Origin of the sequence: Halomonas litopenaei, from assembly GCF_017303055.1 — a bacterium.
GTDB classification, from domain to species: Bacteria; Pseudomonadota; Gammaproteobacteria; order Pseudomonadales; family Halomonadaceae; genus Halomonas; species Halomonas litopenaei_A.
The window spans coordinates 1-25565 of the sequence record NZ_JAEKJT010000001.1; the positions used below are offsets into that span (position 1 = coordinate 1).

Annotated in this window: 24 protein-coding genes and 1 rRNA gene; 12 read left to right on the forward strand and 13 right to left on the reverse strand. The window is 61.9% G+C overall.

Going from position 1 to position 25565, the window contains the following annotated elements:
- Window positions 1-114, forward strand: a 5S ribosomal RNA gene (gene rrf, locus JF545_RS00005); the annotation flags it as partial.
- Window positions 115-1094: 980 nt separating this feature from the next.
- On the forward strand, window positions 1095-1583 hold the full coding sequence (locus JF545_RS00010) for a DUF2938 domain-containing protein (RefSeq protein WP_206936860.1): 489 nt from the start codon (window positions 1095-1097) through the stop codon (window positions 1581-1583).
- On the opposite strand, the gene JF545_RS00015 is transcribed toward JF545_RS00010, so the two are convergent.
- Window positions 1576-2319: a hypothetical protein gene (locus JF545_RS00015; RefSeq protein ID WP_206936862.1), complete on the reverse strand. Its 744-nt coding sequence runs from the start codon at window positions 2317-2319 to the stop codon at window positions 1576-1578. The two genes, JF545_RS00010 and JF545_RS00015, sit on opposite strands and share 8 nt — an antisense overlap.
- A 119-nt stretch (window positions 2320-2438) precedes the next feature.
- Window positions 2439-3386 (reverse strand): LysR family transcriptional regulator, encoded by a 948-nt coding sequence (locus JF545_RS00020; RefSeq protein WP_206936863.1) that lies wholly within the window; start codon window positions 3384-3386, stop codon window positions 2439-2441.
- A 246-nt stretch (window positions 3387-3632) separates the two neighbouring features.
- Here JF545_RS00020 and rhmD point away from each other — a divergent pair, with 246 nt between their 5' ends.
- From rhmD to JF545_RS00060, 8 genes are all read left to right on the forward strand, one after another.
- A complete protein-coding gene (gene rhmD / locus JF545_RS00025; RefSeq protein ID WP_206936865.1) occupies window positions 3633-4817 on the forward strand; it encodes an L-rhamnonate dehydratase in 1185 nt (394 codons plus the stop codon).
- Window positions 4818-4841: 24 nt separating this feature from the next.
- A complete protein-coding gene (gene rhaM / locus JF545_RS00030; protein WP_206936866.1) occupies window positions 4842-5171 on the forward strand; it encodes an L-rhamnose mutarotase in 330 nt (109 codons plus the stop codon).
- Entirely contained in the window at window positions 5168-6064 is an 897-nt protein-coding gene (locus JF545_RS00035) for an amidohydrolase family protein (RefSeq protein WP_206936868.1), read from the forward strand. Before rhaM ends, JF545_RS00035 begins: the two co-directional genes overlap by 4 nt.
- 67 nt (window positions 6065-6131) lie before the next feature.
- Window positions 6132-6902: an SDR family NAD(P)-dependent oxidoreductase gene (locus JF545_RS00040; protein WP_206936869.1), complete on the forward strand. Its 771-nt coding sequence runs from the start codon at window positions 6132-6134 to the stop codon at window positions 6900-6902.
- Between the two features lie 71 nt (window positions 6903-6973).
- On the forward strand, window positions 6974-7783 hold the full coding sequence (locus tag JF545_RS00045; RefSeq protein ID WP_206936871.1) for an aldolase/citrate lyase family protein: 810 nt from the start codon (window positions 6974-6976) through the stop codon (window positions 7781-7783).
- 52 nt (window positions 7784-7835) lie between these two features.
- Window positions 7836-9272, forward strand: a complete 1437-nt coding sequence (aldA, locus tag JF545_RS00050; protein ID WP_206936873.1) for an aldehyde dehydrogenase — start codon at window positions 7836-7838, stop codon at window positions 9270-9272.
- Window positions 9273-9402: 130 nt separating this feature from the next.
- The gene (locus JF545_RS00055; protein WP_206936875.1) at window positions 9403-10758 is read left to right on the forward strand and encodes a GntP family permease; all 1356 of its coding nucleotides are present in this window, start codon (window positions 9403-9405) and stop codon (window positions 10756-10758) included.
- A 257-nt stretch (window positions 10759-11015) separates the two neighbouring features.
- A complete protein-coding gene (locus JF545_RS00060; RefSeq protein WP_206936877.1) occupies window positions 11016-11456 on the forward strand; it encodes a hemerythrin domain-containing protein in 441 nt (146 codons plus the stop codon).
- A 116-nt stretch (window positions 11457-11572) separates the two neighbouring features.
- Here JF545_RS00060 and cysK read toward each other — a convergent pair whose 3' ends face one another.
- Both cysK and JF545_RS00070 read right to left on the reverse strand, forming a co-directional pair.
- Entirely contained in the window at window positions 11573-12544 is a 972-nt protein-coding gene (gene cysK, locus JF545_RS00065; protein WP_206936878.1) for a cysteine synthase A, read from the reverse strand.
- Between the two features lie 248 nt (window positions 12545-12792).
- Window positions 12793-13731: an alpha/beta fold hydrolase gene (locus JF545_RS00070; RefSeq protein ID WP_206936880.1), complete on the reverse strand. Its 939-nt coding sequence runs from the start codon at window positions 13729-13731 to the stop codon at window positions 12793-12795.
- Window positions 13732-14125: 394 nt separating this feature from the next.
- Here JF545_RS00070 and JF545_RS00075 point away from each other — a divergent pair, with 394 nt between their 5' ends.
- Complete coding sequence (locus JF545_RS00075; protein ID WP_206936881.1) at window positions 14126-14995, forward strand: oxidoreductase; 870 nt, start codon at window positions 14126-14128, stop codon at window positions 14993-14995.
- Between the two features lie 136 nt (window positions 14996-15131).
- Here JF545_RS00075 and JF545_RS00080 read toward each other — a convergent pair whose 3' ends face one another.
- The 8 genes from JF545_RS00080 to JF545_RS00115 form a co-directional block, all read right to left on the reverse strand.
- A complete protein-coding gene (locus tag JF545_RS00080) occupies window positions 15132-15938 on the reverse strand; it encodes a transporter substrate-binding domain-containing protein (protein ID WP_206936883.1) in 807 nt (268 codons plus the stop codon).
- A gap of 123 nt (window positions 15939-16061) precedes the next feature.
- Complete coding sequence (locus JF545_RS00085; protein WP_242520544.1) at window positions 16062-17561, reverse strand: tripartite tricarboxylate transporter permease; 1500 nt, start codon at window positions 17559-17561, stop codon at window positions 16062-16064.
- Window positions 17562-17591: 30 nt separating this feature from the next.
- Window positions 17592-18155 (reverse strand): tripartite tricarboxylate transporter TctB family protein, encoded by a 564-nt coding sequence (locus tag JF545_RS00090; protein ID WP_206936885.1) that lies wholly within the window; start codon window positions 18153-18155, stop codon window positions 17592-17594.
- Window positions 18152-19123, reverse strand: coding sequence for a Bug family tripartite tricarboxylate transporter substrate binding protein (locus tag JF545_RS00095; protein WP_206936886.1), 972 nt, complete (start codon window positions 19121-19123; stop codon window positions 18152-18154). Before JF545_RS00095 ends, JF545_RS00090 begins: the two co-directional genes overlap by 4 nt.
- 100 nt (window positions 19124-19223) lie before the next feature.
- Window positions 19224-19754 (reverse strand): chromate transporter, encoded by a 531-nt coding sequence (locus JF545_RS00100; RefSeq protein WP_206936888.1) that lies wholly within the window; start codon window positions 19752-19754, stop codon window positions 19224-19226.
- Window positions 19751-20320, reverse strand: coding sequence for a chromate transporter (locus JF545_RS00105; RefSeq protein WP_206936890.1), 570 nt, complete (start codon window positions 20318-20320; stop codon window positions 19751-19753). The genes JF545_RS00100 and JF545_RS00105 overlap by 4 nt, the downstream gene beginning before the upstream one ends.
- A gap of 3 nt (window positions 20321-20323) precedes the next feature.
- The gene (locus JF545_RS00110; RefSeq protein ID WP_242520583.1) at window positions 20324-21886 is read right to left on the reverse strand and encodes a gamma-glutamyltransferase family protein; all 1563 of its coding nucleotides are present in this window, start codon (window positions 21884-21886) and stop codon (window positions 20324-20326) included.
- 329 nt (window positions 21887-22215) lie between these two features.
- Window positions 22216-23718, reverse strand: coding sequence for a Na+/H+ antiporter NhaC family protein (locus JF545_RS00115; protein ID WP_206936893.1), 1503 nt, complete (start codon window positions 23716-23718; stop codon window positions 22216-22218).
- A gap of 377 nt (window positions 23719-24095) precedes the next feature.
- On the opposite strand from JF545_RS00115, the gene JF545_RS00120 reads away from it, so the two are divergent.
- On the forward strand, window positions 24096-24773 hold the full coding sequence (locus JF545_RS00120) for a GntR family transcriptional regulator (RefSeq protein WP_206936895.1): 678 nt from the start codon (window positions 24096-24098) through the stop codon (window positions 24771-24773).
- Between the two features lie 52 nt (window positions 24774-24825).
- Here the strand turns inward: JF545_RS00120 and JF545_RS00125 are convergent, their stop codons facing one another.
- On the reverse strand, window positions 24826-25518 hold the full coding sequence (locus JF545_RS00125; RefSeq protein ID WP_206936897.1) for a GntR family transcriptional regulator: 693 nt from the start codon (window positions 25516-25518) through the stop codon (window positions 24826-24828).
- Window positions 25519-25565 lie beyond the last annotated feature (47 nt).

A 25565-nucleotide genomic window follows, 5' to 3' on the forward strand; every position in this document is an offset into this window, starting at 1 on the left:
TGACGACCATAGCGAGTGGGAACCACCTGATCCCTTGCCGAACTCAGAAGTGAAACCGCTCAGCGCCGATGGTAGTGTGGGGTCTCCCCATGCGAGAGTAGGTCATCGTCAGGCATTTACATAAGCAAAAACCCCCGACTCCGAAGGAGTTGGGGGTTTTTGCTTATGTCTGACCGATGACCCTTCCTCGTATGCGAGAGTAGGGTGAGAGCCGCCCGGACAATGCAACGCATTGTCAGGCTCGAACGGGCGAGGGATGTAAAGCCGCTTGCGGCGCCCCGAGCCCAGGCTCAAGGCCACGAAGTGGCCGCAGAGGCGTCAGGCATTTATTCAGAAGAAGCCCGGTTATCGAGAGATAATCGGGCTTTCTTTTGTGTAAAAAGCCGCATGCATGGGCTCTTGATACGTTCAGCCGCTCTTTATTTGTGGGGCCGCGCCGATAACCCCCTCGGCGCGGTCCGGCCGCTCGCAAGCTCGCGTCGTTCGCCACCCCTTGCAGCTTCGCTGCAAAAGCTTGGGGTGACTCACCCCCATGCGAGAGGCAAGCTGCCTGGTTGCTAGTGCCACTGCGGATATCGGGATTTTCCACAAGGTCAAGATCGTTGCCCATAGATGAGTGCGGGTCGATGGCTCCCTCGGCGTGGTCCGGCCTGGCTCTTCTCAAGGGCGGGCTCGTGGCGTTCGCCACCCTTTGCAGCTTCGCTGGAGCCGTTGTAAAGAGCGCCAGGGTGGCTCACCCCCATGCGTGAGTAGGCGGAAGGCCGCCCCGACGTCAGGCATTTATTTAGAAAAGCCCAATTCCGAAAGGAGTTGGGCTTTCTTTATTTAAGAGCCGCATGCATGGACTCTCTATACGTTCAGCCATTTGCTACACGTGGGCGCGCTTAAGCACTATCCGCTGCGCTCCAGTTCGTCGTGATGAGGGGCTGGGCGTCTATGTCCCGGCCTTAGCGCAGCGATCACGGGAGATCCACCCAAAAGAGCATTGTGGAAATGTGTCGACCTATTCGATAGTAGAGCGAACAGGGATGGGCCTAGTGGCTTTTCTCTACTGGATCATCAGGGGGCACGAGTGCCCCGGCAGGGAGGCGAACATGCTGGAAACCTTGGGACTTGCGGTATTGATCGGGCTTGGTGGCACTGCGCTACTCGATGTATGGAACCTGCTGCTGAACAGGACGTTGGGTCAGCCGCTACCGCCCTGGCACCTGATCGGCCGCTGGTTCGCTGGCCTGCCGCGAGGTCAGCTGGTTCATCGTCAAGGTATCTCCTCGTCGGCACCTGTCCGAGGTGAGCTGGCCATCGGATGGTGCATGCACTACGTGGTAGGAATCAGTTTCGCGCTGGTACTTCTGCTGATTTGGGGCCTTGAATGGGCCGCTATGCCGACGTTTGGTCCGGCTCTGCTGGTGGGGCTGGTGACCGTTGGGGCCGGCTGGTTCATCCTGCAGCCGGGACTGGGGGTTGGCGTGGCTTGTTCCAATGCACCGAACCCTGGTCTCGCACGCATGAATAATGTGGTAGGTCATGTGGTGTTCGCGCTCGGCATGTATCTGGCGGCTCGACTCTTTACTGCTATCTGAGCGGCGCTCTGATCAGTGATGCAGGGGTGAAGTGTGGCTCCAGGTAGACCGTGTTGGCGCTAAGGGGCATGCCTTGCAGCGCTGCGGTGAGTGACGATCGAGTAAGATCCGGTGCTGCCAAGGCTACCGCTTCGCCGAGCAGGATGCCCAGGGCATAGCCTCTTAGGGACTCTGGCCCTTGCTCATGGGCAGCGGCCCAGCTGAGTGCTTGCGGATGAGGAATGGCGAGAATCACATCATGTCCGTTGGCGGCCAAGGCTGCGGCGTGATTGCCCAGATGACCAAGGCATCCTGCCAAGGTACGTGGCGTCTGCCGTCGCTCACCGTCTTCCAGCTCTGCCACGATGTCCTCGCTGGTGACCAGTGCAACGTCGGGCGCTGCCGTCACCGGTAATATCATGGTCAGCAGGCGAAAGCGGAACTCATCGCCATCTTGCCCCAGTAGGCCGACCTGCTCGGCGCTGATGCGGCGCACCTCAGCCAAGGCTGCCAGGAGGCAGGCGGTTTTCAGGCGCTCTTTCAACATGGTGTCCAGCTCCACCAGGGTGAACAGGGCATCCTGTCGTGTGGTCATTTCAATCCGATGTGACGAAGGACCCTGCTGGTTGTGGCGGGAAATGGCGGCGCTAAAGCCGATATCAAGATCGGAGCTGCCGGAGATACCGATCAAGACACGCTGATCGTCGGCAGCCGGAGCGGCATTCGCCGCGTAGCTCGGGTGACTGGGGTGACTCAATAGGACAACGCACCCTGCCAGAAGCAGGCTTCGAAGGACGGCTCTCAATAGGAAGGTCCTTGTCGCATGTTGTATTAGCAAACCACCAATAGCGCGAGTGATCAAGCCAGGGATGACTGTCAGCGGGACCCATGCTTGAGCGTTGCGGCCTCTTGCCGCAAGCGTTCCGCCAGGGCGCGAGCCGGCTCGCTCAGTAAGCTGTCTTTGCGAGTGATCAGGCCGAAGGGAGCCAAGGTTCTTGCCAGAGTGACCGGTAGGCGCTGCACGCGCTCCATCTCGAGGTGCTCTCTCAGCACACTTTCTGACATCACCATCAAGCCATCGCTGCGCTGTACCAGCTGCAAGGCAGCAAAGATCGAGCTGCATTCGATCACGTCCCGAGGCGATACCACTCCCAAGGTCTCGAAGGCTTTTTCCAGGGCCTGGCGCGCCGGTGTGCTCATCGGCTGCAGGATCCACGGCCATTCATCCAGCAGGGCCGTCAGTGGCGGAAGGTCGTGTTCCAGTAGCGGATGTCCGCACCGTACTACCGTCAACAGGGTTTCCTCGCCGAGAGGCTCGAAATCAAAGGCATTGTGCTGCAGGACGGAGGTATAGCGTGCGATAGCCAGTTCAATCTTGCCCTGTTCCAGTAGTTCGGCTAGCTGGTCGCTGGTCTCGCCCATCAGGCGTATCTGCAGCAACGGTCGGTCACGTTTGAGGGCGATGATGGCACCAGCGACCAGGTCGGGTGCTGCACCCATGATGGCTCCCACAGCCAGCTGCCCTTGGCCGCCTAGTTGATGACGGCGAACTTCCTCGGCGCAGCGGTCGAGTCGAGCCAGAGCGTTGTCCGCGAAGTCGATCAGCATCTCACCCACGCTGGTGGGCAACATCCCTCTGGACGTTCGCGTGAACAACTGGCTAGCGAAGGTCCGCTCGATTTCGCTCAGCATTCGCGTTGCTGCTGGCTGAGACATGTGCATGGCATCGGCTGTCTGATGGAGATTTCGACGCCGCCCCAGCGTCGAGATCATCATCAGGTGCTTGTAGCGCAAGCGAGACAACAGGGCGTGATGGGTGTCCATCCTGGCTCCCGGAATGCAATGTGATACCCGGAGATTATGGGGTGGCGCGACCAAGTTGATGTTAGACATTGGTCTGTATTACCAAGTTAGGCTTTATCAGGCCAGTACCGACAAACCCCCGCCCATGGGACTTTACGCACTCTGATAATAAAAAGGTATCGCGCAAGCCGGCTTTTTGATTGGTGAGGCTATGCCCGGATTGGCTAGAAAGGTGTCAGTCCAAGTGCATAAGCGAGGAAGCGCTACATGAGTGCGGTCACCATCAAGCAGGTTCGTGCCTTCACCGTTCGCGGTGGGGGTGCCGACTACCACGATCAGGCCGAAGGTCACTGGATCGACGGGCAGATATCCACGCCCATGAGCAAGTATCCCGAATACCGAATGAATCGCCGCAGCTTCGGGCTCAACGTACTGGGCACCCTGGTGGTGGAGGTGGAGGCCAGCGATGGCACGGTAGGTTTTGCTGTGACCACTGCCGGCGATATCGGTGCCTTTATCGTCGAGCGGCACTTGGCGAGGTTTCTCGAGGGTCGCAAGATCACCGAGATCGAGAAGATGTGGGATCAGATGTTCAACGCCACGTTGTTCTATGGGCGCAAGGGCATCGTGATCAATACCATCTCCGGGGTCGACCTGGCCCTCTGGGATCTGCTCGGCAAGGTGCGCGGCGAGCCGGTACATGAACTGCTGGGAGGGGCCGTGCGCGATGAGCTGCAGTTCTACGCCACCGGAGCACGCCCGGACCTGGCCAAGGACATGGGCTTTATAGGTGGCAAGATGCCGCTTGTTCATGGCCCCGCCGAGGGCAATCAGGGGCTGGCCCGCAACCTTGAACATCTGGCCGAGATGCGCTCCCGGGTCGGTGACGACTTCTGGCTGATGTATGACTGCTGGATGAGCCTGGACGTGAACTACGCCACGCGATTGGCTCAGGGGGCTAGCGAGCTTGGCCTCAAGTGGATCGAGGAGGCCCTGCCGCCAGACGATTACTGGGGGTACGCCGAACTCAAGCGCAATGTGCCCAAAGGCATGTTGGTCAACACCGGTGAGCACGAGGCCACTCGCTGGGGCTTCCGCCTGCTGATGGAGATGGACTGCTGTGACGTCATTCAGCCCGACGTGGGCTGGTGTGGTGGGGTGACTGAGCTGATCAAGATCTCCGCGCTGGCCGACGCTCACAACAAGCTGGTCGTGCCGCACGGCTCCTCGGTCTACAGCTATCACTTTGTGATTACCCGCCATAACAGCCCCTTCGCCGAGTTCCTGATGATGGCCCCGAAAGCCGACGAGGTGGTGCCAATGTTCCATCCGTTGCTGCTGGATGAGCCGGTGCCAAGCCAGGGCCGCATGTCGGTATCGGCGCTGGACAAGCCGGGCTTCGGGGTACGCCTCAATCCCGAGTGTGAACTTGCACGCCCATATACTCACTGACGTCGAACGCCTCGAGGAAGCCCTATGGAACTTAGAGCCTTCCGTATGACCCTGAGTCCCGGTCAGCAAGCCGAGTATCGGCGCCGTCACGATGCGCTATGGCCCGAGCTGGGCCAGGCACTGGCTGAGGCCGGAGTGATCGACTATCGCATCTACGTGGACAGCGAACGGAACGCTCTTTTTGCGGTGATGCAGCTGGCCGAGGGGCACACCGTCGATGACTTGCCAAAGCTCCCTGTCATGCGGCGGTGGTGGACGCACATGGCCGATATCATGCAGACCCATCCCGATGATTCGCCGGTGGTGGTGGATCTCGAGGAAGTCTTTACCTTCGGTCCGGGAGCGACGTCATGAGCGTGTTATCGGTCGTTGATCCTCATCTGCATTACTGGTCCCTGGCGAACGGTATCCAGCCATGGTTGAACCGTCCAAAGCCCAACCTACTGGGCGACTACACGCCGATGGCGAAAGATCATCTGCCGAGGGACCTTGAGCGTGCCCGAGGCGCGATCGACATCGAGGCCTGTGTTCATGTGGAAGCCGATGCTGTTGATCCGGTAGCGGAGACTCGCTGGCTGACGCAGGTGGTCGATAGCGGAGCGCCACTGGCACCTGATGCCCTGGTGGTCGGCCTGGATCTGTCGCGACAGGACGTGGAGGCGCGACTCGATGCCCAGAGGGCGATGAGCGACAGGGTTCGCGGCGTGCGCCAGATCCTCAATGTGCATCATGATCCGCTTTACGACTATGTCGGTCGTGACTACCTGAGCGACCCTGTGTGGCGCCGAAATCTGGCGCTGCTGGCCGGCCGAGGACTGTCCTTCGATCTCCAGATCTACCCGAGCCAGATGGCCCAGGCGGCAGCGTTGGCGCGTGAATACGACGACATCCTTTTCGTGCTCAATCACGCGGGCATGTACGTGGACCGCCAGCTTCTCGATGGCTGGCGCCTGTGGAGAGACGGACTGCGTGAGCTGGCGGCCTGCGACAACGTCATGATCAAGCTCAGTGGATTCGGCATGCTCGACCACCAGTGGACGCGTGACTCCCTGACACCACTGGTATGGGAAGCCATCGATGCCTTCGGCGTCGAACGCGCCATGTTCGCCTCCAACTTTCCGGTGGATGGCCTGTACGCCGGTTATGAAGACATCTGGCGAACGTACCTCGAGATCGTGGCTGGCGCTTCTGCGAGTGAACGTGATGCCCTGTTTCGCGACAACGCCAGACGCTGCTATCGGCTGTAAGGGGGCGTCTCGCCGGTGGCCCCAGGCCCGTGGAAACGCTACGTCCCCTCTATTTCAGGAGAACGCGATGTTGCTCAACGACAAGACCGTCATCATTACCGGTGCGTCTCGCGGTATCGGTGCAGCAGCTGCATTGGAATGCGCTCGTCAGGGCGCCAACCTGGTCATCGGCTACAGCGGTAGTCCCACCAGCAAGGGCCAGGTCGATGAGTTGATTCAGCAGATCGAAGCGCAGGGGCGCAAGGCCGTCGCCGTAGGCGCCCCGGCGGAAGATCCTGACACCGGCGCGGCGCTGGTGGCCGCAGCGGTGGAGCACTTCTCCGGGGTCGACGTGTTCGTCAACAATGCCGGCATTTGCCCCTTCCACAGCTTTCTCGACATGCCCCGTGAGACCTACTTGAAGACCGTGGATACCAATCTCAACGGGGCCTACTTCGCGGTCCAGGCGGCGGCCAATCAAATGAAGGAACAGGGCCGAGGTGGAGCCATCATCGCGGTCAGCTCGATCAGCGCCCTGGTGGGGGGCGCCATGCAGACCCACTACACGCCCACAAAGGCTGGCCTGCTGTCGTTGATGCAGTCCTGCGCGGTGGCGCTCGGGCCCTACGGTATTCGCTGCAATGCCGTCCTGCCCGGCACCATCGAGACCGACATCAACCGAGACGATTTGAGCGATACCGACAAACGTCAGTACATGGAGTCGCGCACTCCGCTGGGTCGTCTTGGGCGCCCGGACGACCTGGCCGGTCCTATCGTCTTTCTGGCCTCTGACATGGCCCGCTATGTCACCGGCGCATCGCTGCTGGTGGATGGCGGCATGTTCGTCAACCTGCAGTAGAGCCCGTCCTGACCCTGCATCGTGAGCCCACACCGCGATGCCTTATCCGACCTTGAAGGTGGAGTCTGATCATGCAACTTCCCGACAACCGTTTTCGCGCCGGTCTTGAGCGCGACGCCGTGCAGTACGGTCTCTGGTCTGGCTTTGCCAGCGGCTACTGCGCCGAAATTGAAGCAGGACTTGGCTACGACTGGATGTTGATCGACGGCGAACATGCGCCCAACACGGTGCCGCAGATTCTGGCCCAGCTGCAGGCGGTAGCCGCCTATCCGGTGGCACCGGTGGTGCGCTCAGTCAACCATGACCCCGCCTTGATCAAGCAGCTGCTCGATATCGGGGCCCAGACACTGATGGTGCCGATGGTGGAAACCGAGGCCCAGGCCCGCGCGCTGGTGGCGGCCATGCGCTACCCGCCCCATGGCAAGCGAGGTGTCGGTGGTGGCCTGGTGCGAGCCACGCGCTGGGACGACGTCGACGACTACCTGGCGGTGGCCCACCAGGAGCTATGCCTGATCGTACAGATTGAATCCGTCGCCGGCGTTGATAATGCCGCTGCAATTGCCGCGGTGGAAGGAGTGGACGCGGTGTTCATCGGCCCCGCAGATCTATCGTCGGCGCTGGGACACCCTGGAAACCCGGGGCATCCCCATGTGCAGAAGGCGATTGCCGCCACCATCGAGACCGTCAAGGCGACAGGCAAGGCGGTGGGAATTCTCGCTCCTCAGGAAGATGACGCCCGTCGCTACATTGGCCTTGGCTGTGATTTCGCCGCCGTGTCGATTGACGTCAGCCTGCTGCGCCAGGCGGCGCGAGCATCGCTGGCGAGGTTTGACGAGGCGGCGGGAACCCACTCGACGACTGGCGCGTCACGTACTTACTGATGCGGCTGTGCCCCAGCACAGCATCCGACAACGACAAGACAGGAACACAGACATGAGCCAGATTCCGATTCACCAGAACTATATCAACGGCGCCTTCGTCGACTCGCAAGATCATCTGGAGGTGTTCAACCCGGCCAATGGCGAGCTGCTGTCGCGCATCCCCGAATCCGCCAGTAAGCAGGTCGAGGATGCCATCGCTGCGGCTCGCGCTGCCCAGAAGGGCTGGGCGGCCTTGCCGGCGATCGAGCGGGCCGGCTACCTGCGCCGAATCGCCGAGCGCATTCGCCAGGACGTGCCGCGACTAGCTCGCATGATCACCGAGGAGCAGGGCAAGGTGAGCGGCCTGGCCGAGGTGGAGGTGAACTTCACTGCAGATTACCTGGATTACATGGCCGAGTGGGCGCGGCGCATTGAAGGCGAGGTGATCGAGAGCGATCGGGCCAACGAGACCATCCTGATGCTGCGCAAGCCACTGGGGGTGGTGGCCGGGATACTGCCCTGGAACTTCCCGTTCTTCTTGATCGCCCGCAAGATGGCACCGGCCCTGGTGACCGGCAACACCATCGTCATCAAGCCCAGCGAAGAGACGCCCAACAACTGTTTTGCCTTTGCCCGCATCGTCGAGGAGGTGGGGCTGCCTCGGGGCGTGTTCAACGTGGTCAGTGGCACCGGCGGCAGCGTTGGACAGGCGCTCAGCGATAGTGCACGAGTGGACCTGATCAGCTTTACCGGCAGTGTCGCTACCGGTTCACACATCATGCAAAGCGCCTCGCGCCACCTGACCAAGCTCAATCTTGAACTGGGAGGCAAGGCGCCGGCCATCGTCCTCGGTGACGCCGATCTTGAGCTGGCGGTGAAGGCCATTCGCGCCTCGCGCATTATCAATACCGGCCAGGTCTGCAACTGTGCCGAACGGGTTTACGTCGAGCGCGGCGTGGCCGACGAGTTTATCGAGCGGATGTCCCGGGCGATGGATGCCACCACCTATGGTGATCCTCTGGCCCAGCCTGACGTGGAGATGGGGCCGTTGATCAATCAGGCAGGCCTGACCAAGGTCGATGCCATGGTCAGGCAGGCGGTAGCAGAGGGCGCCGAGGTGATCAGCGGTGGCAGCGTCGCCGATCTGGGCAAAGGACATCATTATCGACCCACGGTACTGGCCGGTTGCCGCGACGACATGGCCATCATGCGTCAGGAGATCTTCGGCCCGGTGCTGCCCATTCAGGTGGTGGAGGACATGGACGAGGCCATCGCCTTGGCCAATGACTCCGAGTACGGCCTGACCTCTTCGATCTATACCCGCAGCCTGACCAACGCCATGCGCGCCTGCCGCGAGATCGATTACGGCGAGACCTACATCAACCGCGAAAACTTCGAGGCCATGCAGGGCTTCCACGCAGGTGTGCGCAAGTCAGGCATTGGTGGTGCCGATGGCAAGCACGGCCTCTACGAGTACACCCACACTCAGGTGGTCTATCTGGAGGCCTGAGGCCTCTCTGCCATCTGTCATCACCCGAGATCGTTACATCCAAGATCTCCGCCAGGGCGGAGGTCAGGGAAGTCGTGTCCCTGTGGCCCCGCTGGAGGGCCTTCAGAGTCCAGAGTGTGAAGGAGTCTTCATGGAAGTGTTGCATCTAGCCGTCGCCATTGGGCTGGTTCTTGGCCTTATTCTCTATGCCAAACTTAATCCGGCCATCGGCCTGGTGATCGGCAGCCTGTATCTCGGGCTTGCCATGGACCTGGGACTGACGTCGACGGTCGATGCCATCGGCGCGGGCTTTGGCGGCATCATGGCGGCCATCGGCCTACCCATAGGTTTTGGTGTAATCATCGGTCAGTTGATGAGCGATTCCCGCGCTGCCCATCGTATCGCTCATAGCCTGGTGGCCGCTGCTCCCAGAGGAATGGGGCTGTACGTGCTTGGCTTGACCGGTTTTCTGTTGTCTATACCGGTATTTTTCGACGTCACCTTCGTGATCTTGATTCCTCTTGGGGTGGCCTTGGCGAAGACCCTCGGCAAGCCCTTGCCCTACGCCGTCGGGGCACTGGTCATCGGTGCAGCCACGTCCCACACCATCGTGCCGCCGACACCTAACCCGCTCGCAGCAGCGTCCATCCTGGGCTTTGATATCGGTCTTATGACCTTCGCTGGACTGACAGTGGGGCTGGCTACCGCGCTGGTGGTGATGAAGCTCTACTTCACGATTCTGGACCTGGGGATCTGGAATCCGGCCAAGGACCAACAGGCGGTGGTAGCAGCAGAGTGCGGTGAGCCTGAACAGACCCCGTCCCAGAGAATTTCCCTGGGTCTGGCGCTGACACCCGTAGCGGTGCTCATTGTGCTGATCCTGTCGGGCACTCTGTATGACTACTTCCAGCAGATTGGTGTGCTGGGGGGAGAGGAGTTACCGCCATTGGTGGCCTTCTTGAGCGACCGTATCGTGGCGCTGATGGCGGGTGCGCTAATGGCTTACGCCGTGGCGTCGCGGGAGATGGATCGCCACGCTCGCGATGAGAGTGCGACGCGGGGGCTGCAGACCGCAGGATTGGTGCTGCTGGTCACCGGCGCGGGAGGGTCGCTTGGCAAGGTGATTCAAGAAACACAGATCGGCAAGATGCTGGTCGACAGCCTGTTTCAAGACAGTCAGTCCGCGCTTGGCACGGTACTGCTGGCCTACGCTCTGGCGGCGGTTTTTCGTATCGCTCAAGGCTCGGGCACGGTCGCCGGCATCACTGCGATGACGATCATGGCAGGTGCCGCCAGCACCGGTGTGGTGGACCCACTGTGGATCGCACTGGCAGCGCTCTCCGGTGGCATCAGTATTGGCCACGTCAATGACAGTGGCTTCTGGATCACTTCTCAACTCGCTGGCTTCACCGTTCGAGGTGGCTTCAAGACCTACACCTTGGGGGAGGCGCTGGTGTCGCTGATGATCCTGGCATTGGCTCTCGTAGGAGCTGTGCTATGGCCTTAGCTTCCTTCTCCTCACTTCTCAACCGGAGCAAGACGCCAACGTAGATGTCGTCGGTGCGGATAGCGCCGTCAGCTCGGTAGACTTCGGCCTCGGCAGGCAGTTGGTTGCAGTTTTCGATCTATGCGTCCATTCTTGTACAAGTTTGGTACATGATGTGGTGCGTTTTGCTACGCACAGTTCGGACCGTGATGTTGCCGGTAATCAGACGCCGCCCACGGCGCGATGCGGGCATCGCTTCAACAAGGAGGAAGAGACCTGTGACCATCTTTGAAGCCCTGCGCGAGAGCCACGATAAACAGCGCCGACTGCTGGAACTGCTGGTGGAGACGGAAGGTAACAGCGAAGGGCGTGACGAGCTGTTCAAGCGACTCAAGGAAGAGCTCGAGAATCATGCCGGTGCGGAAGAGCGAGCGCTGTACGTGCCGATGATGGAATATGACATGACCCAGGAGAAGGCGCGCCATAGCGTGGCCGAGCACCACGAAATCGATGAATTGATCGAGACACTGGAGTCCACGGACTATAGCTCACCAGGCTGGCTGGCCAATGCCAAGAAACTGCAGCATCTGGTCACCCATCATCTGGAAGAAGAAGAGCAGGAGGTCTTTCAGCTGGCAGGCCGTGTATTTGATGATGCCACCAAGGCCAACCTGGCCGAGGAGTACCATCAGGACATGCAGGATCGCGAGGCAGGATAGCGCGGCCTGTCGGGTCCACAGGACTCGTCTGGTGGGAGAGCGAAAGTACGACAGTACAGTGAAGGCGTCGGAGCGAGACTCCGACGCCTTTGTTGTTGAGCGCCGTCTGGCGGAGCTTACTGATTCAGTTCCTGTTCGGTGAACAGTTCCGTGAACAGCGCGGAGGTAAGGTAGCGTTCGGCGCTATCCGGCAGTATCACCACGATGTTCTTGCCGGCGAATTCCGGCAGCTTGGCGATACGAGTGGCGGCCGCAACCGCTGCACCGCACGAGATACCGCACAGGATGCCTTCTTCACGCATCAGCCGGTGGGCCATCTCCATGGCATCATCATTGGTGACCGTTTCGATGCGATCCACCAGACTCATGTCCAGGTTATCCGGGACAAAGCCTGCTCCGATGCCCTGAATCTTGTGGGGGGCAGGAGAGAGAGACTCGCCGTCGCGGGTCTGGGTCAGGATGGGGGAGTCGCTGGGCTCCACCGCCACCGTGGTGATGGCCTTGCCCTGGGTGTTCTTGATATAGCGTGAGACCCCAGTGAGGGTGCCTCCAGTGCCGACACCAGCGACGAAGACGTCGATGGCGCCATCGGTATCCTGCCAGATTTCTGGCCCGGTGGTGGTTTCGTGGATACGCGGGTTGGCCGGATTGGAGAACTGCTGCGGCAGGAAGTAACGCTCGGGGTCCGACTTGGCCAGTTCCTCGGCCTTGGCAATGGCGCCCGGCATGCCCCTGGCAGGATCGGTCAGCACCAGCTCTGCGCCCAGGGCCTTCAGCACCTTGCGCCGCTCCAGACTCATCGAGGCCGGCATGGTCAGCGTCAACGGATAGCCCTTGGCGGCGGCCACGTAGGCCAGGGCAATCCCGGTGTTGCCGCTGGTGGGCTCGATGATGGTCATGCCCGGCTTGAGCACGCCGCGCTCCTCCGCGTCCCAGATCATCGCTGCGCCGATTCGGCACTTGACGCTGTAGGCCGGGTTGCGGCCCTCAATCTTGGCCCAGATGGTAGCGCCTTCATTGACCCGATTCAGTCGTACCAGAGGGGTGTTGCCGATGGCCGTGGCGTTGTCTTCATAGATCCGTGCCATATCAGGGCTCCTTCGCTTGAGGCCCGCCGTCCAGCGCTGTAGCGGAGACCGCCTGTCGCGTGCGGGCTGGGGTGGTCGAGGTATAAGGCGTCTAGGTGTTCTCACTATGCATCAGTATGGCCTCTATCACGAGAGAGCGAGGACTCGCTAACCTTTCAAAGCTATCAGCGCGAGGAAAAGAGCACGCCCGCGCAGGGCGGGCGTGAGGTCGGTGGCGGGAGCCAAGTGCGTGCGTAAGACGCGTGCGCTCACTCACGGTCCCAGCGAACAAAGGCGTCGACCACCTCCTGGGGACGTTCCAGCGGATAGAAATGGCTGGCGTCCAGGTACTCCCAGGTCGCGTGAGGCATGATCCGGGCCAGGGCAACGCCTGAGACGTAGGGGGGCTGGAAGGGATCATGGATCCCCCACAGCAGCATCGCAGGCTTGTTCCACATCACCATCTGGGGGGAGGCTTCAAGGGTCAGGCGATGGTCCATGGCCTTCAAATATTCAATGAAGTGACGCCGGGTGGAGGCGTTCTCTGCATAGTTGCCGTAAAGGTCGTTGAGTATCTCGTCTGTCAGGGTCTCGTCGGGATTCAACAGCCCCGCAGACGCGAAATTCCTGACGATGTCCCGCACATTTTCTTCGTTGAAGATATCTTCCGCCTCATCTGACTTGGCCTTGGCGATAGCCGCGTTGGCCTCAGGGACCGGCCACATGTCCAGCACGGCGGAGTTGCCGATGACGATCTTGCGTACCGCGTTGTGATCTTTCAGCTCAGGATCGGTCACCATGATTTGAGCGATACCACCGCCAAGGTCGTGGCCGAACAGAATATAGGGGCCTGGCATCACCTGATTGGCAAAGGCCGTCATGATCTCTGCCTGGCCCTTGAGGGAATGGTCGGCGTCCATGGGTCCGTCGGTGTAGCTGAGGCCGAGCTGGCCCGGCGCGAACACATGGTAGCCCTGATCTGCCAGCAGCGGACCGACCTTGGAAAACAGCACGCTGTTGAGGGGGATGCCATGGATGAGCATGACAGCAGGATCACCTTCCTGCCCCCACTCCCGATAGGCGACACGGTAGTCGCCCACATCTGCATACTGGCGGCCGGGCATTTCATCGGCCGCGGCGATCTGGGAACCTGCTGCCAGGGGCAGGCAGAGGGCAACAGCAAGAGCGATAGCAGGGATCGTGCGCATCAATTGGCGACTCCTTCAGGGGCGTGGTCTCTTGTGACGCGGGACGAGGTGACGTTGGTCTGCCAGTCCTGAGGGCGTGAGCGGCAGCGTTGGGGCCTCCACTGCCAGCAGTACAGACGCCGTTCGATAGCACCCGGCTTATGCCGTCTGGAGCCCGCGCAGAGAGCACCCAGCGAACGGTTTGTCAGGGACGCTCCAAGTCAGGACCCATCCACGTCAAGAAAAGGCAGTTCATACTCTAGATCAGCGTATGTCGTTTGAGAGTGGGCCTTGCCTATCAGAAGCATGTTTGAGCATAACGTGATGGAAGCAGGCTGATTTCTGCCAAGTGCCAGCTGAGCACAACCGCAACAGGCATGGCGCACTGGCCATCACGAATCAAGGAATCTTGCATATGACCGAGCAATATCAAGCGTCGCCTGGAAAAGGCAGTGTACTGGTGACAGGAGCCTCATCCGGCATCGGCGATGCCATCAGTCGAGCGCTGCTCGAGGAGGGCTTCACCGTCTACGCCGTTGCCAGGCGTACCGAGCGCATGCAGGCATTGGCACAGCAAGGCGCCCACGTCATGGCGCTCGATATCGCCGATGGAGACAGTATTGCCAGGCTGGTAAAGACGCTGAGTGATGACGGAGTGGTACTCGAGGGACTCGTCAATAATGCCGGCTATGGCAGCTATGGGGTGCTGGAAGAAGTCCCCATCGAGGAAGCCCGGCGTCAGTTCGAGGTCAATGTCTTCGGACTGATGGCCTTGACCCAGGCGTTGCTGCCCGGCATGCGCCAGCGTGGCCGTGGTCGCATCGTCAATATCGGTTCCATGGCGGGACGACTATGGATGCCCGTGGGCGGCTGGTATCACGCCACCAAGTTTGCGCTCGAGGCCCTGAGCGATGCGTTGAGGGTCGAGCTGCGACCCTTCGGGATCAAGGTGAGCCTGGTCCAGCCCGGAATGATACGTAGCGAGTGGGCAGACATCGCACGCGCATCCCTGGAGGAGGATACCGCAGGCGCACCCTATGCTCGCATCAAGCGTGGCATGTCCAGGGTGCTGGCCGATCAGCGCCAGGCCGGCGAGCCTGAGCAGATTGCCAGAGTCGTGCTGCACGCGTTGACTTCAGCGCGACCGCGTCGGCGTTACCTGTTGCCGCTGCACGCCAAGATCCTGGTGGGATTGCACTGGTTGCTGCCCACCTGGCTTTACGAACGCTGTGTTCGCGCACTGCTGGCGCGGCAGGGAGCTTCCACGCGAGATCGTCGATCTTAGGAACTCGATTGCCTAACGTCGCTACGTACCGGCACGTGAGGGTGGCATACCCCTGAATGCGACACGCCCCCAGCCGCAAGGTGGGGGCGCGTTTCGTTACGGGCCGACGGTCATGTCAGGCGCCACTCTAAGCGGTTTACAGTCGGCTGGCGGGACGCAGATCGTAGTCGAAGTACTGCTCCATCAGGCGCTCAAAGGTGCCGTCGGCATAGACCTCGTCGAGGGCCTCATTGAAGGTTGCAGCCAGGGCCTCGTCCCGGGGGCGTACGGCGATGGCGTTGCCCCTGCCAAAGATCGACTCCGGTGAATTGATGCGCTCGCCGACTTGGGTGAAGTCGCCGTCTTCCTGCTGGATGGAGAGCGCCTCTATGGCCACCGGGTAGTTGATGAAGGCGAGATCCAGGCGCCCGCTTTCCATATCCAGGGCCACCTCATCGGCGGTGGCGTAGCGCCGGATGTCCAGCACCTCACGATAGCGACCGGTGATGTAGGTGTCCTGGGTGGTGCCGCGCTGCACGCCGACGGTCATGCCCTCGAGGCTTGCCAGATCTTCGGGATCGACCACGGCGTCTCGGCGAGCCACCCAGACCTTGGGTGACATGGCGTAGGGCTCACTGAAGCGCACCTGGCGCTCGCGGGCCTCGGTGATGCGCATGGATGACAGGATGGCGTCGTACTTGCGTGCCAGCAGCCCAGGAATGATGCCGTCCCAGCCTTGCACGATCCATTCGCAGTCGAGTTCAGCGCGGCGGCAAAGCTCGTTGCCCAGATCAATTTCGAAGCCGGCGAGTTCACCGTTGGCATCGCGATATTCAAACGGAGGGTAGGGCACATCCACGGCAATGCGCACCTGGCGGGACTCATCGGCGAGGGAGGGGGCTGCCGCCGCCACCGCGCAGGTAAGGGCAAGGGGAGACAGCAAATACTTGGAGAATGAGCGCATGGAAGACCTTGTCTTGTCGTCGGGGGAGTCTTGATGACGTTGTCGTTATGTGGATCACGGGGGGCTGCTTGCGCCCCCCATGGTCTGTCGGGTGTCGTCTGTCGGGTGTCGTCCGCGCCGGGGTCAGGCCGGCTGCAGGCGTCGGGAGCGACGGTGGTGGCGTATCGCCAGCACAATGGACAGTGCCGCCAGCAACAGCAGTCCTAGTGAGATGGGGCGCGTGAAGAACAGCGTCCAGTTCTCATCGGACATCAGCGCCCGGCGCAGGTTGGTCTCGGCGATGGGGCCCAGGATCACACCCAGCACCAGCGGAGCCAGAGGATAGTCGAGCTTGCTCAGCAGGTAGCCGAAGATGCCGACGCCCAACAGCAGGTAGACGTCAGTGACGCGGTTGTTGAGGGCAAAGGCACCAATCACGCAGCACACCAGCACAACCGGAACAATGATCGACTTGGGCACCTCGGTGACGCGCAGGAACCAGCGCATGCTGAACAGGCACACCACGAGCACCATCACGGCGGCCACCAGCATCGCCATGAACATGCCGTAGACCAGGTCGCCATGGTCCATGATCAGCCGGGGGCCGACGCCGATACCATGCACCATCAACGAGGCCATCAGTACGGCGTCCACGGCACTGCCGGGGATGCCGAGTGCAATCATCGGAATCAGGCCGCCGCCTGAGGTGGCGGAGTTACCGGATTCCGAGGCGATGACCCCCTCGGGGGTGCCCGTTCCGAAGGCTTCCGGTGTCTTGGAGGCACGCTTGGCCTGGTCGTAGGCGAGCAGGTTGGCGATGCTGCCTCCGGCACCGGGAACAGCACCAATGAAGACGCCGACCAGCGAAGAGCGCAGCAGGTTGATCGGATAGCTGATGGTTTCCTTCAACGCCGTGAGCGGGCTGAAGCTGACGCTCTCCGGCATCAACGCCTTACCATGCTTGATGCCGTCTGCGTCCTCTACCTCGGACAGCAGCTGGCTGACCGCAAAGATGCCAATCAGCACCACCAGGAAGGGAAAGCCGTTGGCGAGCAGGTCAGAGTCAAAGGTGAAGCGAGCCACGCCCATCATCGGATCGGAGCCGACAGTCGCGATCAACAGCCCCAGTAGACCAGTCATCAGGCCCTTCAGCATGGACTTGCCGACCAGGCTGGCGACCACCGTCATGGCGAAGATGATCAGGGAGAAGTATTCCCAGGCACCGAGCTTGACGGCGATGATCGCCAGCGGCGGGGCGGCGATGATCAACACCACCACGCTGACCAGGGCTCCGAAGAAGGAGGCCCAGATACCCAGTGCCAAGGCACGACCCGGCTCGCCCTTGCGCGCCATGGGGAAGGCGTCGAAGGTGGTCGCAACCGATGACGGCGTGCCGGGAATGCCGAGCAATGCGGCCGAGATCAGACCGCCGCTGTAGCCGCCGACATACACCGCCAGCATGGTGGCCACGCCTTGCAGCGGCTCCATGGTGAAGGTGAGAGGCAGGGTCAGGACGATGGCCATGGTAATGGTGAAGCCGGGAATGGCCGACGCAATCACACCGGCGATGACACCCAGCAGCATGGCGATCATGGTTGAAACGGTAAAAAGCTGATCCATACCGGACAGCAGCGTATCCATCATGAGAAGTTTCCTCGAGACGTCGTTGCCGGTTTAGCCGAACAGGCCGCGGGGCAGGCTGATGACGAAGACGTCACGGAACAGAGTGTCCACGCCTAGCGAAAAGATCACCGCGATCACCACGGCGATGGCCACCGGCTTTGCGGTGCGGGCACCCAGCATCCATTGACCTGCCAGCAGGAAGCCGAAGGACGCGAGACTAAAGCCCAGCCAGGGCAGCGTGATGATGTAGACCGCAAAGAGTCCTAACACGGCAAAGGCCAGTCGATGCCGCCATATCCAGGTGCCGGCCTGGCCGCGAGCCGCAGCGGGCTGGGCCATGAAGCGGCGGCCTTCCTTGACGGTAATGGCCAGGTTGAGAACGACTAGCGCCGCCAGCACCAGACGCGGGAAACTGCCGGACCCCAGTGGCTCCCACATCGAGGAGGGCAGGTCACGGGCCTGCACATAGAGACCGGTGAACAGCGCCGCCAACCCCAGGTTCAGAAGCACGTGGGCCAGGTGGTCGCCACGTCCCTGGGCGTCCGGCCCCCCCTGGGGGGAGCCGGCTGATGGAGCGGTTGCAGGGGACAGGGTGTCGTCGTGGGAAGCACTCATCGCGCCAGCTTCCCTGATAGACGCTCGATGGTGGCATCGCTGGTCTCGAGGTATTCGGCGAAGGCGTCGGGGCCTTCAAAAACCACGCTGGCGCCAGCGTTGTGCACGGCCTGGGCGAAGGCTTCATCCTGGCTCATGGATTCGAAGGCGGCGGCCAGCACGTCGATACGTTCCTCGGGTGTGCCCTTGGGCGCCAGGATGCCGCGGATGATGTTGAGCTTCAGCTCCGGGTGTCCCAGTTCGGCGAAGGTGGGCACGTCCGGCGCTTCTGGCTGGCGCTCCTCGCTGCCGACGGCCAGGAAGCGCAAGTCACCGTTCTTGACGAATTCGCCGCTGGAAGAGATATCCCCGATGGCGGCATCAATATGACCGCCTACCAGCGCGCGAATGCGAGGGCCGGTGCCTTCGAAGCCGACATAGCGAAACTGCAGGTCCTCGGCTTCCTCCATCATCGCGGCGTGGATATGTGGCACGCCACCCAGGGTCACGCCGAAGCGCACCTCGCCGGGATGCTGCTTGGCGTAGTCGACGAACTCGTCAAAGGTGCTGTAGGGAGCATCGCCGGGCACGGTCAGGTACTGAGGGGACTGAGTGACGGCGGCTACCGCCTCGAAGTCATCGTAGTTCAGAGGAGTGAGGCCGGTGTGGCTGGCGACCATCAGGCCCTCGTGCACCTGCCCGATGGTGTAGCCGTCCGCATCGCGCCGTGAGAGTTCCTTGAGACCGGTAGTCCCGCTGACGCCGGGCATATTGATGACCGGCAGGGGTTGGCCAAGGTAGGTTTCCGCGTGGTTCGCCACCAGCCGCATCAGGGTGTCGCTGCCGCCGCCGGGGGACCAAGGCACGATGAACTCGACGGGGTCTTCTGGAAACGCCTCCTGGGCCATGGCCTGGGGAACAATGGCCATGGAAGCAGCTGCCACGGCAAGGGCGAGGGAGGTAGCGCAACGGCGATGTACAGTGGTCATGTTGATGTCCTGAGCAAGTGATCGTTGTTGATGATTGTTGTGAATGAAGCGTCGGTTGTTATGTGTCGTGGTGTTCACGTCTGTCGTCGGCGTGAGCGGATCAGCCCAGCAGCAAGGCCCCGTAGGCGAGGCCGAAACACACCACTAGGGCCGGATGTACCTTGGTCTTGAGCAGCAGGAAGGCGGCCACTGCGGCGATGATGGCCGTGTGCAGCAGGCCTGACGTCGCCATTCCTTCGCGCAGGAAACTCACCGTCAGATAGGCCATGAGCACCATGACAACAGGTCGGACCCATTGGCTCATGGACTTGACCTTGATCGAATCTCGGTAGCGATACAGGGTGCCCAGGGCGGCCAGCATCAGCAGCAGCGAGGGACCAACGGTGGCCAGCACCGCGACAATGGCACCGCCGGCGCCGGCCACGTCGTAGCCGATGTAGCCTGCCATCTTGGTCGCGATGGGGCTGGGCAGGGCATTGCCCAGAGCGAGAGTCTCGGCAAAGGCCTGATGGGTCATCCAGCCGTAGTGGCCGACGACCTCGTTCTCGATCAGCGGGATGATGGCCGGTCCACCGCCATAGCCGACGATGTTGGGAATGAAGAAGGCCAGAAAGAGCTGCCAGTAGATCATGCAGAGGGCCCTCCCTGAGATGCCTTGCGGCTGGCCTCGGGCCGCAGCAGGGCGGCGACGAGAAGGGCGCCGATGACCAGACCTGGATGTACGCCGAGGCCGTAGATCAGCCCGCCGGCGACCCCGCCAAGCACCAGGGTGGCGATAACGCCGAGACCTGCACGAGACTTGTTGAAGAAGTCAAAGGTCAGCTGGGCCATCATCACCATGACCACCGGTACCACCCCGAGGCCCATGCCCTGGACCCAGCGTTGATCGCCGTAGCGACTGTAGAGCCCAAGCAGGGCGATCATCGCGAAGATCACCGGCACGATGACGGCAACGACGGCGTTGATGGCGCCCAGCACGCCACCGACACGGAAGCCGATATAGCCGGCCATCTTGGTGGCAATCGGGCCCGGTAGGGTATTGCCGATCGCCAGCACATCGGCGAAGGCGTCGTCGTCCATCCAGGCGTGGCGCTTGACCACCTCCTGGTGGACCAGTGGGATCATCGACGGTCCACCGCCGAAGCCGAAGATACCGATGCGAAAGAACGCGGCGAACAGTGAGGCGTGTTGTCCCATGGCTTAGAGCACCGCAATGCTGGAGTCGGTACGCGGCTCGGTACCGCCGCAATAGATGCCGGTGTTCGGGTCTCGCAGGATCATCTGTCCGCGGCCATAGCTGCGGCTGTCGGTGTCGACCTGCATCCGGTGGCCGCGCGCTGCCATGGCGCGAACCAGCGGCGCAGCATAGCTGTGTTCGATACCGATGGTGCGTTCGCCCAGCCACTGCCAGCGTGGGGCATCCAGTGCTGCCTGGGGATTGAGCCCGAAGTCGACCAGATTCATCACGACCTGCACGTGGCCCTGGGGCTGCATGAAGCCGCCCATGACGCCGAACGGCCCCAGCGCCTTGCCATGACGGGTGAGGAAGCCGGGAATAATGGTATGGAACGTCTTCTTGCCAGGCTTGAGGACGTTGTCATGATGCTCGTCCAGGCTGAAATCATGGCCGCGGTTCTGCAAGGAGATACCGGTACCCGGGACCACGATCCCCGAGCCGAAGCCGTGATAGTTGCTCTGAATGAACGACACCATGTTGCCATCGGCGTCGGCCGTGGCCAGGTAGACAGTGCCGCCGGCCTTGGGGTCACCAGGCTCGGGGTCGATGGCCGAGTCGCCAATCAGCGCGCGGCGTGCGTCGGTGTAGTGGTCGGACAGCAGCTCCTCGACCGAGTAGGTCATCGCCTCGGGCTCACTGATGTGCGTCTTGCCGTCGGTGTAGGCCAGTTTCATGGCCTCGAGCTGGCGATGCAGCAGTTCAGGATCGTCGCGATGGGACGGTGCAAAACCGTCGAGCAGGCGCAGCGCCATCAAGGCCACAAGACCCTGCCCATTGGGCGGTATCTCCCACACATCCACGTCACGATAGCGGGCAGAAATGGGGGTGACCCACTCGGGCTGATAGCTCGCCAGATCTTCCTTGTGCAGATAGCCACCGGTACGGCGTGAAAATGCGTCGATGGCCTCAGCCAGCTCACCGCGATAGAAGCTCTCCCCATGGGACGCAGCGATCGCCTCCAAGGTGTCGGCCTGACCGGGGTTGGTAAACCATTCACCCGCCTGCGGGGCACGCCCGTCGAAGGTGAAGGTATCGAACCAGCCCTGGGTGGCCTCACCTTCGAGGTGGCGCTTGAAGGTGGCCGTGTCGCGCTGCCACAGGCTGGCGATAACGGGCGAGACCGGAAACCCTTCCCGGGCCAGGCGAATGGCGGGTGCCAGCAGGCTTGCGAAGTCCAGCTTGCCGAAGCGGCGCGACAGTTCCGCCCAGGCGGACGGCGTACCGGGGACCGTGACAGGGGTCCAGCCGTATAGCGGCACCTTGTCATGACCCGCCTCGACCAGCATCTCTCGAGTCAGCGCCTGGGGGGCGACACCGCTGGCGTTGAGTCCGTGCAGCTCGCCGTTGCCGTTGTCATCGCTGGCGATCCAGACCAGGGCAAAGGCGTCGCCGCCGATGCCGCAACCGGTCGGCTCGACGACCGTCAGTGCCGCTGCCGTGGCGATAGCGGCATCGACTGCATTGCCTCCGCGGGCCAGTACGTCGCGCCCCACCTGGGCCGCCTGGGGCTGCGAAGTGGCCACCATGCCGTGGCGAGAATACGTGGGGCTGCGTCGAGACGGGAAGGGCGTGGCATCGGGATAGGGCGTGGACAGGTGACCGCAAACGGTTGCGGAAGCAGTGCCAGGGATATCGCGCTGGGAAGACATGGCGTCTCTCGTCGAAAGAAAAGGTGGTAATCGGTATTGTGTTTAAAAATCGATTTTGTGCTTTGACTATGCCGTGCGCTGCAGCGAGCGTCAATCCCTGGGCAGGCGACTGACGTCAGTGCCGTGCGGGCTCTCTCCAACCACCGCCCCTGGGCAAGACAGCAGGGGCGCTGGCAACCGGGCTATGGCAACAGAGCTATCGCTTGTCAGCGCAGGGTAGCGGGGTGCTGTTGCGGGAGCTCGTCACTCTCGTGGCCCAGGGTCCAACCGGTCAGGACATACAGCAGGGAAAAGGCGATAGCGCCGTAGCAGAGGATGGCGTAGACAAAGAAGTCCGCCGTGGCGACGCCCAGGGTGGCGGCGGTAAAGGCCCCGGTGACACCCCAGGGCACCAGCGGCGACAGCGTTGTACCGGTATCCTCGAGGATGCGTGACAGGTTCTTGGTAGGGCTGCCGCTGCTGGCGACCAAGGGGCGTAGCAGCGGGCCGAGCAGAGAGAATGTCACGTAGTAGCTGCCGGTCAGCAGAAAGGCCAGGCTGTGCAGTGCCATCGATCCTCCCAATACCTGGCGGCGCGCGGCGGGGCGGCGGGCCAACCAGGCAATGGCGGCGTCCAGGGTGCCGGCGCTCTTGAACGGTGCTCCCAGCACCGCCGCCGCAATCAGCACCGCCACGGTGGACATCATGCCCTGCAGCCCCCCACGAGAGAGCATCTTGTCCACCATCGCCACGCCAGTATCGGCAACAAAGCCTGCGTTCATGGCACTACCGATCTCGGCGAGGCTGGCGCCTTGCAACACCACGGCGATCAGCGCAGCGCTGACGATACCCAGCATGAAGGCGGGCAGCACCGGCTTCTTGGCCAGGATGCAGCCGAACACGACCAGCGGCGGAAGCAGTGTGAGTAGATTGTCGCTGAAGGTAGCGGCCAGGGTGTCGATGATGGCTTGGGTCTGGTCCGACATGCCGTCCGTCGTCATCGCCGCACCGGCTTCGGCGACACCATTGCCGAGCCATGCATAGACGACCAGGGCGATCAGGTACGCCGGTAGGGTCGAATAGAGCATGTGGCGAATGTGACTGATGATGTTGACCTCGCACACCGCTGAGGCCATGACGGTGGTGTCCGACAGGGGCGACAGCTTGTCGCCGAAGAAGGTGCCGGTGACGATGGCTCCTGCGGCGTAGGCGGGCGGAATACCCAGTCCCAGCGCGACGCCCATCAAGGCCACACCGATGGTGCTGAGGGTGCCCCAGGAAGTACCGGCCATGACCGACATCAAGGAGCACGAGAGACACGCCACCACCAGGAACAAACCCGGCGTCAGTGACTCCAGGCCTAATGTCACCATGGCCGGGATGGTGCCGGACAGCATCCAGACCCCCACCATCATGCCGACACTCATCAGGATCAGGATAGGCACCAGCATCGCCTGGATCCCCTTGAGCAGGTCGGCTTCGAGGCGTGACCAGGCGATACCCCACACCAGACACAGGGTCATGGCGATGGCGCCGGCGACGATCAATGCCACCGCCGTGGGAATACCGAGGCCCATGATGCCGACCAGCAGGCTGCCGATGGCGGCCACCAGCAGCAGCGCGTGGCGACGGCCAGAAAGGGAAGCCGCTGGTTCCTGGGCGTCTTCGGGGTGAGAGGGACCACCCGTGGAGGGGGCACGTTCAGCCGCTGAAGAGGAGTGTTGGGACATAGGGCGCTCCAAGGCAAGTTGTTATGGTTGTGTTGTCGAGATCGACGTTTAGAGAGCTGTTCAGATAGCCCTTCAGATAGCCCTTAGGGCCGCTCTTTACGACAGCTCTCTTCACGCAGACCGCCTGGTGACCGTCCCTGCTGAAGGTTCGCGAAGGCTCCAGGTCTGGTTCGGCCTGGACGATGGCGACTGAAGCGTGGCCGAAGGCTGGCTGACGTGCGGTCGATCTCTGATGTTTCTTGGTTGATGTCGCAATTGATGTAAGAAATATCGTCATATGGTGGTAAAATCGATATTTCGGCAAAAGCTATGCCCCGGCGCTTGGCGAACGTCAATTGCCGACGTACCCTGCATCTCTGTCCTTCACGAGTCCTGTCATGACCACGTCCCAACCGGCCGAGGCGGCCACCAGCGGCGAGACCGCCGCCAGCCAGGTATTCCATGCCCTCAAGGTGGATTTGATTCGCGGTCGCTTTGCCGCCGGGGAGAAACTCGCCATCAGCGCCCTGAAGGACCGCTATGAGGTGGGCTTGAGCCCCCTGCGGGAGGCGTTGAACCGGCTTGCCGCCTACGGTTTGTTGGAACAGCACAATCAGCGGGGTTTTCGCGTGCCGCCGCTGTCAGCGGATGAGCTTGAAGACATCGCCAGGCTGCGGGTGCAGCTGGAATGCATGGCACTGACCCAGGCGTTTCAAGAAGGGGATGCGGAGTGGGAGTCACAGCTGCTCGCCGCCAGTCACCGGCTGACGCGTGCCAACAAGGTTCAGGGCGAGGTGGAACAGTGGGAGCAGGCCCACCAGCGATTTCATCGCACCTTGCTGGCGCCCTGTGGCTCTCATTGGCTGCTCCGCTTCATCGAACAACTGCACGATCAGTTCGACCGCTATCGCCGTCTGGCCCCGGGCAATCCTGAGATTCGCGAGCGCCTGGACGCCCAGCACGGTGAATTGGTGACGCTGGCGCTGGAGCGCCGCATTCATGATGCCCGGCATCTGCTGGAGGACCACATCCGTCAGTCCTGGGAAGTGGCCAAGGGCGCCTGCGCTGCCCGCTGATATTGCCCAGGCAGCGCCCTGGTAGCGCCTAAATACGGCCAGTGGTCCAGTGTCAGCGGCGGGTTGGATGCAGCTGAAGGTAGCGATTTTTCGACGGGAGCAGGTGCTGGCGACACAGCTCGCGAAGGGCGTCGCGATCTTGATGGCGGATGGCGTCGATCATCGCTTGGTGCTCATGCCGTGCCCTGGAGAGACTGTCACTATCGGCGATCGCGATAAAGCGAATGCCGTGTGCTTTCTGGGCGAATTCATTGATCGTGTCAGCCAGGTAGGGATTGCCGGTCGCCGCAAACAGGGCCCGATGAAAGGCGATGTTGAGGTGAAAGACACGGCGCAGGTCCTGCGCGTCCACCGCAGCGCTGTAGCGCTGGTGCAGTTCGCTGAGCTCGTCAAGCCATGAGCTCGGAGCCGGCAAGGGCAGGGCGTCGACGCCGGCCAGCTCAAGAATCTCGCGCATGGCGTAGAGGTGTTCCACTTCCTCCGGCGTATAGGCCTTGACGAAGGCGCCGCGATTGCGGATGCGCTCGACCAGTCCGATATCCTCGAGCTGGAACAGCGCCTGACGCACGACATGCCGCTTGCAGTCGAAGCGTTCAATCAGATCCTCTTCCACCAGACGTTCTTTCGGGTGCAGGCGCCCCAGAACAATGTCTTCTTCTACACTGCCGACTATCTCCTCAGCCACACTGGCGGCACTGGGCCGAGTCTCGAGGTCGTCAGCATCCTGCACACTAGATCGGCTCATCTCGCGTCCCCTGCGATGGTGGTGGCGGTCGAGCATCGGCGCGAGGA

Bases quoted from the DNA above. Each gene is read 5' to 3' on its own strand.
- JF545_RS00010 (WP_206936860.1), top strand. From the start codon at position 1,095: ATGCTGGAAACCTTGGGACTTGCGGTATTGATCGGGCTTGGTGGCACT.
- JF545_RS00020 (WP_206936863.1), bottom strand. From the start codon at position 3,386: ATGGACACCCATCACGCCCTGTTGTCTCGCTTGCGCTACAAGCACCTG.
- rhmD (WP_206936865.1), top strand. From the start codon at position 3,633: ATGAGTGCGGTCACCATCAAGCAGGTTCGTGCCTTCACCGTTCGCGGT.
- rhaM (WP_206936866.1), top strand. From the start codon at position 4,842: ATGGAACTTAGAGCCTTCCGTATGACCCTGAGTCCCGGTCAGCAAGCC.
- JF545_RS00035 (WP_206936868.1), top strand. From the start codon at position 5,168: ATGAGCGTGTTATCGGTCGTTGATCCTCATCTGCATTACTGGTCCCTG.
- JF545_RS00040 (WP_206936869.1), top strand. From the start codon at position 6,132: ATGTTGCTCAACGACAAGACCGTCATCATTACCGGTGCGTCTCGCGGT.
- JF545_RS00045 (WP_206936871.1), top strand. From the start codon at position 6,974: ATGCAACTTCCCGACAACCGTTTTCGCGCCGGTCTTGAGCGCGACGCC.
- aldA (WP_206936873.1), top strand. From the start codon at position 7,836: ATGAGCCAGATTCCGATTCACCAGAACTATATCAACGGCGCCTTCGTC.
- JF545_RS00055 (WP_206936875.1), top strand. From the start codon at position 9,403: ATGGAAGTGTTGCATCTAGCCGTCGCCATTGGGCTGGTTCTTGGCCTT.
- cysK (WP_206936878.1), bottom strand. From the start codon at position 12,544: ATGGCACGGATCTATGAAGACAACGCCACGGCCATCGGCAACACCCCT.
- JF545_RS00070 (WP_206936880.1), bottom strand. From the start codon at position 13,731: ATGCGCACGATCCCTGCTATCGCTCTTGCTGTTGCCCTCTGCCTGCCC.
- JF545_RS00075 (WP_206936881.1), top strand. From the start codon at position 14,126: ATGACCGAGCAATATCAAGCGTCGCCTGGAAAAGGCAGTGTACTGGTG.
- JF545_RS00080 (WP_206936883.1), bottom strand. From the start codon at position 15,938: ATGCGCTCATTCTCCAAGTATTTGCTGTCTCCCCTTGCCCTTACCTGC.
- JF545_RS00085 (WP_242520544.1), bottom strand. From the start codon at position 17,561: ATGATGGATACGCTGCTGTCCGGTATGGATCAGCTTTTTACCGTTTCA.
- JF545_RS00090 (WP_206936885.1), bottom strand. From the start codon at position 18,155: ATGAGTGCTTCCCACGACGACACCCTGTCCCCTGCAACCGCTCCATCA.
- JF545_RS00095 (WP_206936886.1), bottom strand. From the start codon at position 19,123: ATGACCACTGTACATCGCCGTTGCGCTACCTCCCTCGCCCTTGCCGTG.
- JF545_RS00100 (WP_206936888.1), bottom strand. From the start codon at position 19,754: ATGATCTACTGGCAGCTCTTTCTGGCCTTCTTCATTCCCAACATCGTC.
- JF545_RS00105 (WP_206936890.1), bottom strand. From the start codon at position 20,320: ATGGGACAACACGCCTCACTGTTCGCCGCGTTCTTTCGCATCGGTATC.
- JF545_RS00110 (WP_242520583.1), bottom strand. From the start codon at position 21,886: ATGGTGGCCACTTCGCAGCCCCAGGCGGCCCAGGTGGGGCGCGACGTA.
- JF545_RS00115 (WP_206936893.1), bottom strand. From the start codon at position 23,718: ATGTCCCAACACTCCTCTTCAGCGGCTGAACGTGCCCCCTCCACGGGT.
- JF545_RS00120 (WP_206936895.1), top strand. From the start codon at position 24,096: ATGACCACGTCCCAACCGGCCGAGGCGGCCACCAGCGGCGAGACCGCC.
- JF545_RS00125 (WP_206936897.1), bottom strand. From the start codon at position 25,518: ATGAGCCGATCTAGTGTGCAGGATGCTGACGACCTCGAGACTCGGCCC.